Source organism: Methylophilus sp. 13 (assembly GCF_015354335.1).
Classification (GTDB): domain Bacteria; phylum Pseudomonadota; class Gammaproteobacteria; order Burkholderiales; family Methylophilaceae; genus Methylophilus; species Methylophilus glucosoxydans.
In genome coordinates this window covers 333,157-347,933 of the sequence record NZ_JADKYR010000001.1, presented here as the reverse complement: position 1 = coordinate 347,933, position 14,777 = coordinate 333,157, and the positions used below count along the sequence as shown (strand labels likewise).

Below are 14,777 nucleotides of genomic sequence, written 5' to 3'. Positions count from 1 at the left end.
ACCATGTGGAATGTCCCCAATATACTCACCCTGCTACGCATCGCGATGATCCCGGTGTTTGTTGGTATCTTCTTTTTGCCCGCGAATGCCGTCGCTAGCGACGGGCTACCAGCACACTGGGTAAACCTCACCGCGGCCAGTGTATTTATTCTGGCTTCATTTACCGATTGGCTGGATGGTTACTGGGCGCGTAAATATCATCAAATGTCCAAGTTTGGCGCCTTTCTAGACCCGGTCGCTGACAAACTGATGGTGGCCGCCGCCTTGATTGTGCTGGTGGAGTTGCACCGCGTCGGCGCTGTCGTTGCACTGATTATCATCGGCCGTGAAATTGCCATCAGTGCCTTGCGCGAGTGGATGGCCAGCATAGGCAAAAGTGCCAATGTCGCCGTTGCCATGGTCGGTAAAATCAAAACCGCCGCACAAATGGTCGCCATCATTCTGCTGCTGTGGTTCGATCCATTGTTTGGCATCAACATCCAGTGGCTGGGTGAATGGCTCATTGTGATCGCCGCATTGCTAACCCTGATCTCTATGGGTTACTACCTGCGTGCAGCGTGGCCGGCGATACGCGAAACCATCTAAAAAAGCAAGGCGAAAAAAGAAATATTATTTTCAAAATCTTCCTTGACACCGGTCTCAAAATCATTAAAATGCCAGCTTCTTTACGACACATGACGTAAGGAAATACGCGGGAATAGCTCAGTTGGTAGAGCGCAACCTTGCCAAGGTTGAGGTCGCGAGTTCGAGACTCGTTTCCCGCTCCAAATTCTGGGGAAAGCGCGGCTTTCCCTTTTTAACATAAGTTGTTTTTATGTTGTTGGTTCTGGCGCGATAGCAAAGCGGTTATGCCGCGGCCTGCAAAGCCGTTTAGGCCGGTTCGACTCCGGCTCGCGCCTCCAGTCTCATGTTGTAAATATGCGGGAATAGCTCAGTTGGTAGAGCGCAACCTTGCCAAGGTTGAGGTCGCGAGTTCGAGACTCGTTTCCCGCTCCAAATCTTTCTCAAGCACACATTCTCACCGCTATGCAAAATAGATCACGGTGTTAGAATGCAAAGCTTGCTAGACCTACCGCCCGGATGGTGAAACTGGTAGACACAAGGGACTTAAAATCCCTCGGCTTAACGGCTGTGCCGGTTCGATTCCGGCTCCGGGCACCAATACTTCCCTTGTATACTGGCTAATTAGGCTGGTTTTCATTTTCAAATTTTTCTACACCTGTCTGTGAATGACTGTATTTTTTATTCATGCTGTGGGATTAGTGTGGGAGTCATGTATTCGGTTGTCTAGCAGCGCGGGTGAAGTCCAGATCTCCATTTATGAGAGCCAAGCTCCGTTTTCATTTCTACGAAGTGACAAAATTAGCCACTTAGAAAAAGGTAGTTTGTGAATGAGCATTCTTTCCTACCTTAGCCGGTGAGATGTGACTAGTTAAAAATGTACAACAATTATAAAAATAATCTTCTCGCATTTAACTGAGTGCTTTCCCAACCCAGGTGCCGGTAATATCCTATCGCGGGTTCATTTTCAATATCGACCAATAGCTGGGCACGAGTCGCTCCTTTTTCTTTTGCCCAATCCAATGCTGACTGCAGTAGTTTTTTACCAATTCCTTGCTGTCTAAATTCTGCATGAACGACCATGTCTTCTACCCAAGCAGAGCGTGCTCCTTGTGCCGTGGAAATGACTAGTTGCGCGCTAACCATCCCAATCAGTTTCCCGTCTTCTGTAAATGCCGCCTTGATTACCCCATGTTCTGGTTGTGATATCAGCATACTTAAACCGGCTTTTTGTTTCTCCATGTCTGGTTTGAAATCGGCTTCTATACTAAATAGCGCATGTAGAAGGTTGGCTAGTTGAGCGGCATCTTTTTCTTGTGCATCTCGAATACTTATGACTGTGTCCACTCACTGCCTCCTGAATGATCAACTGGGTCGTGATGAATAATAGCCAGGAAACGGATTGGGACCTCTATGAGCTTGGCTGGCTGATGCGGCTGGTCTCCTCTAAAGGTCAGTGAGTCGCCTGGCTCAAGTAAGAAAGTCTCCAAGCCTACCTTGTACTCTAATACCCCCTCCAGCATATGAATAAATTCAGTCCCGCCATGTTCAAAAGGGGGGAATTCTTCCGCCTGATCTTCCAGCGTGATTAAGAACGGCTCAAAAGTTTTTTGAGGCCCTTGGTCATAGGCTAATAAATGATATGTGTGGCCGAGCTTTGTACCGCGACGTACCACTTCCATACCATGCCCTTTTTTAACGAATTGTGCATTTCCTGAGGGAGCGTTGTAGTCGCGGAACAGTCTTGAAAGCGTTACTCCAAGCGCGTTGGCTACTTGTTCCAATGTTTCAAGACTGGTCGATACATGACCATTCTCAATTTTACTGAACATTCCAACACTAATATTCGCTCTCTCAGCGACATCAGCAATCGTCAGGCCATGTTGTTTTCTGACCTCTTTGATGACATTCCCCAAGTGTTTACCCAAAGGTTTGGATTCTGTTTCGGTAATAGGGACAACATTTTTTTTCAAATCAGAGGTCATTGGCGGCTAAAACTCCCATATCCATTCTTCTCGTTCAATTATCACAGGCCCAATAAATCAAGTGACGGTAAATCAAGTTCCTGCTGGAGAATTAATTGACTAACTCTTTCTTAGTCATTAATCCACCCTCAGCCACTTTTTAACAATATTCACATGCTCTAAATGTGTTCATCAGACCAAATTATGCACCAAATCATTGCAAAATAGGTGAATTTATTCCTGACAGGAAAAAAATATTCATAAAGCCGTTGACAGCGGTTTTTGCAATGCGTATAAATGGAATTGTTGTTTCCTGGTGGGAATAAAATTTTCATGTCGAGATTGATGTTGGATCGTTGCGGAGCGTTGAATGCCTCTAAGATTGCTTAAATATGCGTTGAGTAAAGAGTACAAAGAGACTCGGTTTTTTAGGGAGAATGTGACCCCTAAGAAAAGTTACGACGCAGTCATTATTGGCGGAGGCGGACACGGTTTGGCTGCTGCCTACTATCTGGCTAAAGACCATGGCATGACTAATATTGCCGTGCTTGAAAAGGGTTATTTGGGTGGCGGCAACACCGGCCGCAATACCACCATTGTCAGGTCTAATTACCTGACCCCAGAGGGCGTGAACTTCTATGATGCCAGCGTCAAAATATACGAAGGTTTGTCCGAAGAGTTAGATATCAATCTATTCTATTCAACGCGCGGCCATTTCACATTGGCACATACAGAATCAGCGATGCGGACAATGCGTTGGCGCGCTGAGGTCAATAAACATGTGGGCGTGGATAGTTATGTCGTTGGTCCGGATGAGATTTCAAAAGCCTGCCCCCAGCTAGACATCAGCTGCAGTGGCCATGCGCCCATTTTAGGGGCTTTGTATCATGGGCCAGGTTCTGTGGCGCGGCATGACGCTGTTGCTTGGGGTTACGCCCGCGGCGCCGATAGATTAGGTGTCGATATATTTCAGAGTACAGAGGTGACTGGCATCGATATCAAGGGCGGTAAGGTTCAAGGGGTACAAACGAGCCGAGGTTATATCTCTACCCCCCGAGTGCTTTCAGCGGTGGCAGGGTTCACTCCCCGCATTTGCAAAATGGCTGGCATTGATACGCCTATTGTCATTCATCCCTTGCAAGCCTGTGTGACTGAGCCAATGAAGCCCTGGCTGGATTCAATCCTGGTTTCCGGTAGCTTGCATGTCTACGTCAGTCAATCTTCCCGTGGCGAATTGGTCATGGGGTCTTCGTTGGATCCCTATGAGGTTCATTCGACCAGGTCTTCTTTAGACTTTGTGGAGGGACTGACGTCTCACATGTTAGACATGTTCCCATTCCTCTCCAATGTGAAGATCGTCAGGCAGTGGGGCGGCATGGCAGACATGACCCCTGACTTCTCTCCCATTATGGGCAAGACACCCGTGGAAGGATTTTACCTCGATGCCGGGTGGGGGACATGGGGATTCAAGGCCACACCGATCAGTGGGAAAACGATGGCTGCCACGATTGCTAACGATATGGCGCCAGATCTCATCAAGCCTTTCAGGCTTTCAAGATTTGAAGAGTACGAATTGACTGGCGAAAAAGGTGCGGCTTCGGTCGGTCACTAAGCATCAGGAATATTAGAAATGAAATTACTTACTTGCCCGATTAATGGCGTGAGACCACTAAGCGAATTTGTCTTTGGTGGTGAGCTACGTGATATGCCCGAAGCTGAATGCAGCGACAAAGAGTGGGCTGACTATGTTTATAACCGCAATGGCGCGCCAGGGCTAAAAAAAGAATGGTGGTATCACTCTCCTAGCGGAACCTGGTTTGTTGCAGAAAGAGACACCTTAACAGACAACGTAGCACGTACCTACTTATACGAACAGGAAGCTGCTAAATGAGCATGAGGTTGCAAAATACTTCCGGTGAGTGGATCAATCGGAACAACAAAATTAAATTCTCATTTGAAGGTAAAGAATATGAGGGTTTTGAAGGGGATACGATTAGCAGCGCCTTGTGGGCGGCAGGCGAGAAAGTGCTAGGCCGTAGTTTTAAATACCACCGGCCAAGAGGCATTTTTACCCTGGCAAATCATGACGTCAACATCATGGTTACAGATGGTGTCGATACCAATATCCGAGCCGATGTTGTTCAGCTTAAAGCGGGGATGAAACTCCAAGTAGTGAATGTTGACGGCGGGGTGATGGCGGATAACAAGCGCTTTCTTGATTCGATATCGGCGCTCTTACCAGTCGGCTTTTATTACAAAGCATTTCATACCCCACGTGGTTTGTTTCCATTTTGGGAGCGCATCATTCGCAACGCAGCTGGTTTGGGCGTAGTGAACTTTAACTATCCGCGGCTCTTAAAAAAGAAACAGCATTCGCATTACGATCTCCTGGTGGTTGGCGCAGGCCCTTCAGGGTTGTCTGCAGCTTTGACTGCGGCCCGTGAAGGCTTAGAGGTGCTTTTGGTGGATGAAAATGCCAACCCCGGCGGAAGTTTTGCTTACGACAATGCAGGCAATTCAGAGCATCACCAACAGTTAGTCAAAATGTTGAGTGAAGCACAAAGCCTGCCTAATTTAAAAGTGAAAACTAACGCTTATGCAGCCGGATATTATGCTGATCATCTGATCCCGATCGTAGACGAATCTGGAATCACAAAAGTACGTGCTAAAGCAGTGATTGTTGCCAGTGGCGCCTTTGAGCAACCTCCCGTGTTCAGAAACAATGATCTACCGGGTGTCATGCTTGGTTCGGCCGCGCAACGTCTCATCGCACGATACGCCGTTAAGCCATTCTTGAAGGGCGTAGTCGTCACCGCTAATAACCATGGTTACCGGGTGGCGCTTGATCTGATTGCCTCTGGGGTAGAGGTCGCTGCGATTGTTGATATGCGGGCGGGTGGCGAGACGGATGCCATTGCCAGTGTGGTCGCAAATAAAGGCATCCCAATCCATAACGGTGCCTGCATCTATGAAGCTGTGCCGGTATCCGGCAAGTTAGGCGTCAAAGGCGCGATTGTTGCGGATTACGATGAAGCCTCTGCGCAGGCCGATACTCGTAAATCCACACAGATTGACTGTGACGGTATCGTCATGTGTGCAGGCTGGGCGCCTGCTGCTGCATTGCTCTATCAGGCTGGCACCGGCATGCGTTATGACGATCAAATACACCAATTCGTACCGTCAAGACTGCCCAATGGCATTTTCGCTGCAGGTAAGGTAAACGGTGTTTTTGGCTTGAATCAACGCCTCCAGGATGGCGCCCGTGCTGCCTCTGATGCCCTCAAGTATTTGGGCTATGTTGGAAACGACGCCACCGTAGACAGTTTTGCCGGCTCATCGCCTAGCCATCCTTATCCGATTGTGATGCATCCCAAAGGTAAAAACTTTGTGGATTTCGATGAGGATATCAGCGTCAAAGATTTCATTCATGCGGCTCAGGAAGGCTTCGATAACATCGAATTAATGAAGCGTTTCACGACCGTTGGCATGGGGCCTAGCCAGGGCAAGCATTCAAATATGAATGCGATTCGTATTCTGGCGCGTATCAGAAGTCTTCCAGTCAATAAAATTGGCACGACGACTGCACGGCCCTTCTTTCATCCAACACCAATAGGTCATTTGGCAGGCAGGGGGTTGCACCCTCATCGAGATACCCCGCTGCATCAGTGGCACGCAGAACACGATGCAGTGTTCACGGATGTTGGCGCATGGAAACGTCCAGCTTACTACAAAGTGGATGGACAAACCAAAGAGCAGTCTATCCAGAATGAAGCAAAAGCCGTCAGAAGTGCAGCCGGCATCATTGATGTCAGTACCTTGGGCAAGATAGAGATCCATGGCGCCAATGCCGCTGAATTTTTAGAACGTTTCTACACGGGTAATTTTAAAGATCAAAGGGTTGGGCGCTCCCGATATGCCTTAATGCTGGACGAATCAGGGGTGATGGTAGATGACGGTGTCGCGTGCCGGATCGCAGAAAATTTCTTCTATGTGACCGCAAGTACCAGCAATGCCGCCGCGGTTTACCGTGAGATGCAGCGGTGGAATCAGATTTGGGGCCTGAACGTGACCTTCATTAATGTCACGGGCGCATATGGCGCGGTGAATATTGCCGGGCCATTGGCCAGAAAGGTGCTTCAGAAAATCACCCTGTTGGATCTCTCTGAAGACCAGTTTTTATTAGGTGCAGTAGCCGATACATCCATAGGAGAAATAAAGGCACGTGTGATTCGCGTTGGATTTGTCTCTAACCAGGCCTATGAGATTCATGTGCCTGCCTCATCTGTGCTTAAGTTGTGGAATTTGCTGCTAGACAGTGGAAGTGTTGATGAACGTGTTAAACCATTTGGCACAGAGGCACAAAGATTGCTTCGATTGGAAATGGGCCACCCATTAGTGGGGCATGATACCGATGGTCTTACAAACCCCTTTGAGCTTGGTGCTGACTGGGCCATCAACCTCAATAAACCTTTCTTTATCGGTAAACGCAGTTTGCAAATTATCCGCAAACGTCCTCTGCTAAAAAAACTGGTGGCTTTTTCGTTTAAGCCAGATTTCCAGGGCCCTGTGCCATGTGAATGTAATTTAGTGATCAGCAAGAGTGGCCAGATTGAGGGCAGGGTCACCAGTCTATCGTTGAGTCCTACGCTGCAAAGATTCATCGGGTTTGCATATGTATCCCCAGCGAATACAACGTTGGGTGACGTCTTGAGTATTAGAACCGACAGCGGCCAGATGGTGGAGGCCTATGTTGTCCAGTCACCATTTATTGAAGGGGATTAAATATGGAAATGGTATTTGATCGACTCTCCCCCGTCAGTTTTGCGCAGTCAGGGTTAACGATGAAGAAAGCAATCTTGAACGGGATGGAAATCGTTCTAAGTTATGAAAATACGGATATCGAGATGCAACGGATGAAGAAGCTCGGTATTTGTGATGTGAGCGCATTTTCCAGAGCAGGCATTAAAGGAGCAAAGGCCGTTGAGTGGCTTGAATCCCAAGGATTTACCGTACCAAAAGCACCCAATACATGGCGTAAAGATAACGCTGGAGGATTGGTGTTAAGACTTGGGCGGAGTGAATTTTTATTGGAAGGTTTCCACCAGGGGCAGATTGCAATCAATGCAAATGATGCACCAGAGAATCTTTATGAAGTGGCGCGTTATGACGCTTCGTTCATCCTGAGCGGCGTGCATTTTCTCAGTGCATTCAGTGAAATTTGTGCACTAGACCTGAGTGAAAGCGCGTTTGCTGCGGATGCTGTGTTGCTGACCAGTGTGGCTGGCGTGTCTGTGACTTTAATCCGCCAATTGCTGAATGGGGAACTGGTCTACCGCTTATGGTGCGATGGTAGCTATGGTAACTACATGTGGAGCACGCTCACTGAAATCGCCGGGGAGTTTGGCGGAGGCGCTGTTGGCCTGGATGTTCACTTCAAACAGATGATAACTAGTTCTTGATCGTTTCGAATTTTAATTAATAAATTTTAGGTGAGGCACTCAATGAAGTCTTTGCAGGAAGCACAAAAGTTTTTGCAGGAAAACAAGGTCAAGTACGTCCTTGCTCAATTCGTCGATATTCATGGGGTAGCCAAGGTCAAGTCCGTGCCGGCTGAGCATCTCAAAGATATCCTGACGAAAGGCGCAGGTTTTGCTGGTGGTGCAATTTGGGGGACAGGCATTGCACCCAATGGCCCTGATTACATGGCGGTTGGTGAGCTGAGCACCATCGGCTTGGTCCCTTGGCAACCTGGTTATGCGCGAGTGGTGTGCGATGGGCATGTTAACAATAAACCGCATGAATATGATGCACGCGTCGTTCTTAAGAAGCAGATTGCCCGGTTATCCGAACGTGGATGGACCTTCTACACAGGATTAGAGCCAGAGTTTTCATTACTGCGTCGTGACGAACAGGGTCAGATTCTGCCGTTTGATGAAACTGATACGTTGCAAAAACCATGTTACGACTATAAAGGGATCACAAGACACTCTGAGTATCTTGGTAAGTTAACTGAGTCGCTGATTGCGGCAGGGATGGATGTTTATCAAATTGATCATGAGGATGCGAATGGTCAGTTTGAAATTAACTACACCTACTCCGAATGCCTCAAAAGTGCAGACGATTACATTTTATTCAAGATGGCTGCGAGTGAAATCGCCAATGAGATGGGCATGATCTGCTCGTTCATGCCTAAGCCATTTAGCAATCGGCCAGGCAATGGTATGCACATGCATATGTCCATAGGGGATGGAGAAAAAAGCCTGTTCCAAGACGACAATGATCCCTCTGGCCTAGGGTTGTCTAGCCTGGCCTATCATTTCCTGGGCGGGATCCTCGCGCATGCCCCGGCACTGACCGCCTTATGTAATCCGACCGTAAATTCGTACAAAAGACTGGTCGTAGGGCGCTCATTAACTGGGTCAACGTGGGCGCCAGCGTATATCAGTTACGGTAACAATAACCGATCGACATTGGTGCGTATTCCTTATGGCCGCTTAGAACTGCGGCTCCCTGACGGCAGCTGTAATCCATATCTTGCAACTGCAGCCGTGATCGCAGCGGGCTTGGATGGCGTTGCCCGTCAGTTAAACCCAGGCAAGGGGCATGATGAGAATCTCTACGATTACAGCCCCGAGCAACTTCAAGCGTTGAAGATTGGCATCCTTCCCCAGAATCTGGGTGAGGCATTGGATGCGCTTGAGAGTGATGCGGTCATCATGGATGCGCTGGGGGCAAATCTTGCCCAAGAGTTTTTAAAGATCAAACGCATGGAGTGGATAGATTATCAACGGCATGTCTCCCAGTGGGAAATTGATAGGTATGTTGAGTTCTTTTAATTGTTTGATGTGCGTGACGCATTGGTCATCGAACATGAAGTATTGATAGGAGAAAATGATGTGTGGGATTGTAGGATTATTGGTTAAAAACCAGAGTATGCGTGCAAATATCGGCCAATTGATGATGCCGATGCTGATTGGGATGACAGAGCGTGGACCGGACTCTGCTGGCATGGCTGTGTTTACGTCGCCAGTGGATGCAAATGCGTTGAAATATAGCCTGTATGCACCGACGGCAGATTTTAGCTGGAAGGCATTGGAGCGAGACTTTAATTCTGAGCACTCAGATCAGGTCACTCTCGCGGTGAAGGGGAATCATGCGATTCTCACCTCCGCAGTGGACACCGTGAAAGTAAAAAGCTGGATCAAGCAAGCCTATCCGCAGATTCATATCCTTTCTGTGGGTCAATCGATCGACGTGTACAAAGATACCGGCCTGCCTGCCGATGTGGCTGCGCGTTATGATTTGCCAGCGTTGAGTGGCACGCATTTGGTTGGGCATACACGGATGGCGACTGAGTCTGCCATTACGCCAGCGCATGCGCATCCATTCACAGCAGGCACAGACTGGTGCCTGGTGCACAATGGATCTCTTTCTAACCCCAACAGCCTCCGTCGCAAGCTGCAACATGAAGGGATCAATTTTGAAACCGACAATGACACTGAAGCAGCCTGCCGCTTCCTTGAGTGGCGTATGCGTGAGGGTGACGATTTGAAAACCGCTCTTGAACATGGTTTCGACGAGCTGGATGGTTTCTATACATTGCTGATGGGTACCAAAGATCAATTGGCCTTGGTGAGGGATCCATTTGCGTGTAAGCCTGCAGTGGTCGCGGAGCATGATGATTATGTCGCGATCGCTTCAGAGTTTCGCTCTTTAGCCCACCTTCCTGATGTGAAGAATGCGCACGTTTTTGAACCTTCACCAAAGGAGATGTACGTATGGAAAGTCTAAAATTTGACTTGGAAAATACCGAGTTGAGAACAGTGAATCAATATCTGCATCGTCCTGCAGCAGAGTTGAGTGGTAAAAATGTGGTCATTAGCAACCCCAATGGGGCTCACAACATCGCAGTTGGCCTGAATGCTGAGGTGAATGTCACGATCGATGGTCACGCCGGATATTACGCCGCAGGCATGAACCAACTGGCGACAGTCACTGTGACCGGCAGTGCATCTACTGGTGTGGCGGAGAATATGATGTCCGGCGTGGTACATGTGAAAGGCTTCGCTTCTAATGCTGCTGGCGCAACGGCGCAAGGTGGTTTGTTAATCATTGACGGTGACGCCGGGCTTCGCTGCGGCATCTCGCTCAAAGGGGCTGATATTGTGGTTGGAGGTTCTGTGGGCAGCTTTTCCGCGTTCATGGCACAAGCAGGCAACTTGGTAGTGCTTGGAGACGCAGGTGAGGCATTAGGTGACTCATTATACGAGGCTAGACTCTTTGTGCGCGGTAACGTCAAGAGCTTGGGTGCCGATTGTGAAGAGAAGGAGATGGATCAGGAGTCACGCAATATTTTAGTGGATCTTCTGGCCAAATCCGGGCACTCAGAGGTGGATCCGGATAGCTTCAAATTATTTGGCTCTGCACGCACTCTCTATAACTTCCATGTTGATAACGCAGGAGCATATTAATCATGAGCGATACCTCTAAAAAAACTCCGCAAACAGAACCGCGTTTTTCTGCGACGTTCGATCCGGGAACGATGTCAGAAATTCGCCGTGCAGCAGCCACCGGTATTTATGATATTCGTGGCGCGGGGGCTAAACGAAAATTGCCACATTTCGATGACCTATTATTCTTGGGGGCTTCTGTCAGTCGATATCCACTGGAAGGTTATCGTGAGAAATGTGGCACAGATGTGGTCCTCGGAACACGTTATGCCAAAAAACCTATACATCTCAAGACCCCAGTAACGATTGCGGGCATGAGCTTTGGTGCGCTGTCCGGGCCAGCAAAAGAGGCGCTGGGCCGTGGGGCAAGTGCTGTCGGTACCAGTACAACCACTGGGGATGGCGGTATGACGCCTGAGGAGCGTGGTCAGTCTTCGATTCTGGTCTATCAATACTTGCCTTCCCGGTATGGCATGAATCCAGATGATCTGCGGAAAGCGGATGCCATTGAAGTGGTGATTGGCCAAGGCGCGAAGCCTGGTGGCGGAGGGATGTTGCTGGGCCAGAAAATTAGTGACCGTGTCGCGAAAATGCGTTGCTTGCCTAAAGGTGTCGATCAACGTTCTGCATGTCGCCATCCAGACTGGACTGGTCCAGATGACTTGGAAATTAAGATTGCTGAACTGCGTGAGATCACAGATTGGGAAAAACCAATTTATGTGAAGGTGGGGGCGACGCGTCCATATTTTGATGTCACTCTCGCTGTTAAATCGGGTGCCGATGTTGTGGTACTCGATGGTATGCAAGGTGGGACCGCTGCCACACAAGAGGTGTTTATTGAACATGTGGGTATCCCGATTCTAGCGGCAATTCGACCAGCTGTTCAGGCGCTGCAAGATATGGGTATGCACCGTAAAGTTCAGCTGATTGTTTCGGGTGGTATCAGAAATGGTGCTGATGTCGCTAAAGCTTTGGCGTTGGGCGCAGATGCTGTTGCTATCGGCACCGCTGCATTAATTGCGTTGGGTGATAACGATCCACATCTGGAAGAGGAATACCAAAAACTTGGGACCACTGCCGGCGCTTATGATGATTGGCATGAAGGTAAGGACCCAGCAGGGATTACTACACAAGATCCAGAGTTGATGAAGCGTTTAGATCCGGTGAAAGCTGGCCGTCGTCTTGCAAACTATCTCTCTGTGCTGACGATGGAGGCTCAGGTGATTGCTAGAGCATGCGGTAAATCTCATTTGCATAATTTGGAGCCTGAGGATTTGGTGGCACTCACGATTGAATCCGCTGCGATGGCCAAGGTTCCGCTCGCAGGCACTAACTGGATTCCAGGCGCGTCTTCGTTCTGACATAAAGCGACTAATCAATACTGCAAGAAGGGGCAAGGCTAAGAGGTCTTGTCCCTTGACGTTTGGTAGATGATCGTAGGGTTATCCTTTGGTCTTTACTCGATCCAATGTGGCAGTAGGGGAGAGCTGTTCGCTTTTGAACGTTACTATTACTCCATTCAAGGTTTAATATTTCAGACTGCTGCAAAAATAGCCTTAGCCATCCTCATAGTTGACAAGGCTGCGAGATTGCGACATTCTTAGCCCAACGGAGGTCGAAATGCTATTCCTAAAGATGAGTGCCAATAGTAAGTTGCTGGCAGAGCAGGTCAAAAATGCCAAGAAAAAATACCCGACATTAAAAGTGGTCGGTCGTGGCACGGTGACAATTAACCCAGCCAGCATTGTCAATTCAGCCAGTTTTCAGGCAGATGCTTCAAAGATTGCGAATCTTCCCCTGCAAAAATAGCCATGGGGGTGTTATTTGTTCTGCTGATTCTGGTTTCAGGGTTTCTTGTTTGTCATTACCATCCCCAGTACTTCTTTAAGCTGCATCGCTACGAAGGCCAGTATCTTTACCTGCAAGCGGCCTATCTCGGTATTCTCTGCCTGATCTCGGCGGCCATTTTTCATGTTTTGTTGATCAATCTGTCAGCGATCCCGGTGTTTGAGGGCGTGCGTACTCTTGGTATCGATTATGTCGATTTGCTGGCCCGTTATCTGCCGGATAGCCTGGGGCTTACCGAGGGGGATAAAAAGCGCTATGCGCTGTTAGGTGTGATCGCCCTGACGACATTGTTGATGCCGTTATTGATTTCAAAGTGGGTGTATTGGCGGCTTAAACATTATTTGCAGCTCGATAGCGATGAAGAAGTGGATATTGTCATTATGTCTGAGTTGTTTTCTGACAGTCCTTTGGACCAGTTGCTATTTTCGGCGATGATTAACGACCGCAACCTGATGCTGGTGCTGGATGACCGCAAGGTGTATGTGGGGCGGGTGGCCACCATGGGCGAGCCCAACGAGAATGAGGGTGCGGATCAGGAAATCAGTTTTCTGCCTTTTGTGAGCGGGTATCGCGACAAAGATACGTTGCAAGTGATGTTTACTACCGATTACAAAAAAGTCGGCGACAATTTGCCGCTGGTGATCCGGCAAGAGTCGATTGTCAGTGCGCGTGAGTTTGATTTTTCTGTGTATGATACCTTTCAGGAGACTGGTAGACCTTCAGCAGGTCTAGCCACTACCTAATCTGCAAGCGGATCCCAAACGGTTGGGTGATGCCTTACAAATCTTTGAATACCAATCCCGCATGCTTCGGCGTAACCTTGTTGCGGTCAGCCGTCGCTCAGTCCGTCGGCCATTTCTGACAGCGAGATACCCCTTTGACCGATAGGGCGTGGCCGTGCCCTTAGGTATGCTGGAGTCTGATTTTTGCTGCGTTTACCGTTGGCAAAGCTACCCCTTGCTGCTAAACGGCAAGTCTTTATAGTCTACGCATGGATAATCTGGATGAAACAAGTCTGGCTACTGGTGAAAACGGCCTTTGTCGGTTGGCGGGATGATTACGCACAAAGCATGGGTGCCGCCCTGGCTTACTACACGTTGTTCTCGATTGCACCGCTTTTATTGATAGTGATTTCAATTGCGGGGCTGGTATTTGGGCAGGAGGCTGCGCGCGGTGAAATTATTGGCCAGTTGAATAGCTTGATGGGGCAACGTGGCGCGGTGGCAATACAAACTCTGCTAGAAAGCGTGAGCCGACCGTCCGAAGGCATTGCTGCCACTGCCATTGGGGTGGTGCTATTGCTGGTAGGGGCGACTTCTGTGTTTGGTGAGTTGCAGGATTCGCTGGACCGTATCTGGAAAGCGCCGGTGCGGGAAGGCAGCGGCTTGTGGCACCTGTTGCGCGTGCGTTTGTTATCGTTTGGCATGATTCTGGGCATTGGCTTTTTGCTCATGGTCTCACTGGTGTTTAGCGCCGGGTTGGCGGCGATCAGCAAATGGTGGTCGCCGGTGTTTTCTGGCTGGATACTGATTGCGGGGATTCTGAATACCGTGTTCAGTTTTGCATTGACGACTGGTATGTTCGCCATGATTTACAAGACCATGCCACGTGCACAAATTCAATGGGATGAGGTCTGGATAGGCGCCGTCATCACGGCAGTCTTATTCACCATCGGCAAGTGGCTGATTGGCATTTATATCGGTAATAGTGCGTTTTCTAGTGCCTATGGGGCGGCCGGGTCCATTCTGGTGTTGTTGATCTGGGTTTATTACTCCGCGCAGATATTCCTGATGGGCGCCGAATTGACGCGTGCCTATTCGCATGTGATGGGCACGGCAAAGCGTATTGACGTTGATTGAACCAAGTCAGCCTAGCATGCGTCTTTTCACGTATCGCAAACACTTTATAAAATTGTATAATGTTTTGTGTCCTCAGGCAGTCGCGTAGTTGAGGA

The 14,777-nt window shown here is 48.9% G+C and carries 14 protein-coding genes and 4 tRNA genes; 16 read left to right on the top strand and 2 right to left on the bottom strand.

Annotation, left to right across the window (positions count from 1 at the left end):
- Nucleotides 1-3 precede the first annotated feature (3 nt).
- From pgsA to INP77_RS01635, 5 genes are all read left to right on the top strand, one after another.
- Nucleotides 4-585, top strand: a complete 582-nt coding sequence (pgsA, locus tag INP77_RS01655; RefSeq protein ID WP_194746959.1) for a CDP-diacylglycerol--glycerol-3-phosphate 3-phosphatidyltransferase — start codon at nt 4-6, stop codon at nt 583-585.
- A gap of 106 nt (nt 586-691) precedes the next feature.
- Nucleotides 692-767: transfer RNA gene (locus tag INP77_RS01650), tRNA-Gly, on the top strand.
- 61 nt (nt 768-828) lie between these two features.
- Nucleotides 829-902, top strand: a tRNA-Cys gene (locus tag INP77_RS01645).
- Nucleotides 903-920: 18 nt separating this feature from the next.
- Nucleotides 921-996 (top strand) — tRNA-Gly (locus INP77_RS01640).
- A gap of 78 nt (nt 997-1,074) precedes the next feature.
- A tRNA-Leu gene (locus tag INP77_RS01635) sits at nt 1,075-1,161 on the top strand.
- 288 nt (nt 1,162-1,449) lie between these two features.
- On the opposite strand, the gene INP77_RS01630 is transcribed toward INP77_RS01635, so the two are convergent.
- The gene (locus INP77_RS01630; protein ID WP_194746958.1) at nt 1,450-1,908 is read right to left on the bottom strand and encodes a GNAT family N-acetyltransferase; all 459 of its coding nucleotides are present in this window, start codon (nt 1,906-1,908) and stop codon (nt 1,450-1,452) included.
- Nucleotides 1,893-2,546, bottom strand: coding sequence for an XRE family transcriptional regulator (locus tag INP77_RS01625; RefSeq protein WP_194746957.1), 654 nt, complete (start codon nt 2,544-2,546; stop codon nt 1,893-1,895). The genes INP77_RS01630 and INP77_RS01625 overlap by 16 nt, the downstream gene beginning before the upstream one ends.
- Before the next feature lie 349 nt (nt 2,547-2,895).
- Here INP77_RS01625 and INP77_RS01620 point away from each other — a divergent pair, with 349 nt between their 5' ends.
- From INP77_RS01620 to INP77_RS01570, 11 genes are all read left to right on the top strand, one after another.
- Nucleotides 2,896-4,137 (top strand): FAD-dependent oxidoreductase, encoded by a 1,242-nt coding sequence (locus INP77_RS01620; protein ID WP_194746956.1) that lies wholly within the window; start codon nt 2,896-2,898, stop codon nt 4,135-4,137.
- Nucleotides 4,138-4,155: 18 nt separating this feature from the next.
- On the top strand, nt 4,156-4,416 hold the full coding sequence (locus INP77_RS01615; protein WP_018987286.1) for a sarcosine oxidase subunit delta: 261 nt from the start codon (nt 4,156-4,158) through the stop codon (nt 4,414-4,416).
- 2 nt (nt 4,417-4,418) lie between these two features.
- On the top strand, nt 4,419-7,307 hold the full coding sequence (locus INP77_RS15000; protein ID WP_305076185.1) for a 2Fe-2S iron-sulfur cluster-binding protein: 2,889 nt from the start codon (nt 4,419-4,421) through the stop codon (nt 7,305-7,307).
- A gap of 2 nt (nt 7,308-7,309) precedes the next feature.
- Nucleotides 7,310-7,984 (top strand): sarcosine oxidase subunit gamma, encoded by a 675-nt coding sequence (locus INP77_RS01605; RefSeq protein ID WP_194746954.1) that lies wholly within the window; start codon nt 7,310-7,312, stop codon nt 7,982-7,984.
- Between the two features lie 42 nt (nt 7,985-8,026).
- Nucleotides 8,027-9,361, top strand: coding sequence for a type III glutamate--ammonia ligase (gene glnT / locus INP77_RS01600; protein WP_194746953.1), 1,335 nt, complete (start codon nt 8,027-8,029; stop codon nt 9,359-9,361).
- 58 nt (nt 9,362-9,419) lie between these two features.
- Nucleotides 9,420-10,316, top strand: coding sequence for a glutamine amidotransferase family protein (locus INP77_RS01595; RefSeq protein ID WP_194746952.1), 897 nt, complete (start codon nt 9,420-9,422; stop codon nt 10,314-10,316).
- Nucleotides 10,304-10,996, top strand: a complete 693-nt coding sequence (locus tag INP77_RS01590; protein ID WP_194746951.1) for a protein glxC — start codon at nt 10,304-10,306, stop codon at nt 10,994-10,996. The genes INP77_RS01595 and INP77_RS01590 overlap by 13 nt, the downstream gene beginning before the upstream one ends.
- A 2-nt stretch (nt 10,997-10,998) precedes the next feature.
- Nucleotides 10,999-12,336: an FMN-binding glutamate synthase family protein gene (locus INP77_RS01585; RefSeq protein ID WP_194746950.1), complete on the top strand. Its 1,338-nt coding sequence runs from the start codon at nt 10,999-11,001 to the stop codon at nt 12,334-12,336.
- A 259-nt stretch (nt 12,337-12,595) separates the two neighbouring features.
- Complete coding sequence (locus tag INP77_RS01580) at nt 12,596-12,784, top strand: hypothetical protein (RefSeq protein ID WP_194746949.1); 189 nt, start codon at nt 12,596-12,598, stop codon at nt 12,782-12,784.
- A gap of 2 nt (nt 12,785-12,786) precedes the next feature.
- The gene (locus INP77_RS01575) at nt 12,787-13,566 is read left to right on the top strand and encodes a hypothetical protein (RefSeq protein ID WP_194746948.1); all 780 of its coding nucleotides are present in this window, start codon (nt 12,787-12,789) and stop codon (nt 13,564-13,566) included.
- Between the two features lie 261 nt (nt 13,567-13,827).
- The gene (locus tag INP77_RS01570) at nt 13,828-14,682 is read left to right on the top strand and encodes a YihY/virulence factor BrkB family protein (RefSeq protein ID WP_194746947.1); all 855 of its coding nucleotides are present in this window, start codon (nt 13,828-13,830) and stop codon (nt 14,680-14,682) included.
- The last annotated feature ends 95 nt before the right edge of the window (nt 14,683-14,777 follow it).

Coding starts and splice junctions, on each gene's coding strand:
- INP77_RS01590 (WP_194746951.1), top strand. CDS start 10,304: ATGGAAAGTCTAAAATTTGACTTGGAAAATACCGAGTTGAGAACAGTG.
- INP77_RS15000 (WP_305076185.1), top strand. CDS start 4,419: ATGAGGTTGCAAAATACTTCCGGTGAGTGGATCAATCGGAACAACAAA.
- INP77_RS01625 (WP_194746957.1), bottom strand. CDS start 2,546: ATGACCTCTGATTTGAAAAAAAATGTTGTCCCTATTACCGAAACAGAA.
- INP77_RS01575 (WP_194746948.1), top strand. CDS start 12,787: ATGGGGGTGTTATTTGTTCTGCTGATTCTGGTTTCAGGGTTTCTTGTT.
- INP77_RS01570 (WP_194746947.1), top strand. CDS start 13,828: ATGAAACAAGTCTGGCTACTGGTGAAAACGGCCTTTGTCGGTTGGCGG.
- INP77_RS01595 (WP_194746952.1), top strand. CDS start 9,420: ATGTGTGGGATTGTAGGATTATTGGTTAAAAACCAGAGTATGCGTGCA.
- glnT (WP_194746953.1), top strand. CDS start 8,027: ATGAAGTCTTTGCAGGAAGCACAAAAGTTTTTGCAGGAAAACAAGGTC.
- pgsA (WP_194746959.1), top strand. CDS start 4: ATGTGGAATGTCCCCAATATACTCACCCTGCTACGCATCGCGATGATC.
- INP77_RS01585 (WP_194746950.1), top strand. CDS start 10,999: ATGAGCGATACCTCTAAAAAAACTCCGCAAACAGAACCGCGTTTTTCT.
- INP77_RS01620 (WP_194746956.1), top strand. CDS start 2,896: ATGCCTCTAAGATTGCTTAAATATGCGTTGAGTAAAGAGTACAAAGAG.
- INP77_RS01580 (WP_194746949.1), top strand. CDS start 12,596: ATGCTATTCCTAAAGATGAGTGCCAATAGTAAGTTGCTGGCAGAGCAG.
- INP77_RS01615 (WP_018987286.1), top strand. CDS start 4,156: ATGAAATTACTTACTTGCCCGATTAATGGCGTGAGACCACTAAGCGAA.
- INP77_RS01605 (WP_194746954.1), top strand. CDS start 7,310: ATGGAAATGGTATTTGATCGACTCTCCCCCGTCAGTTTTGCGCAGTCA.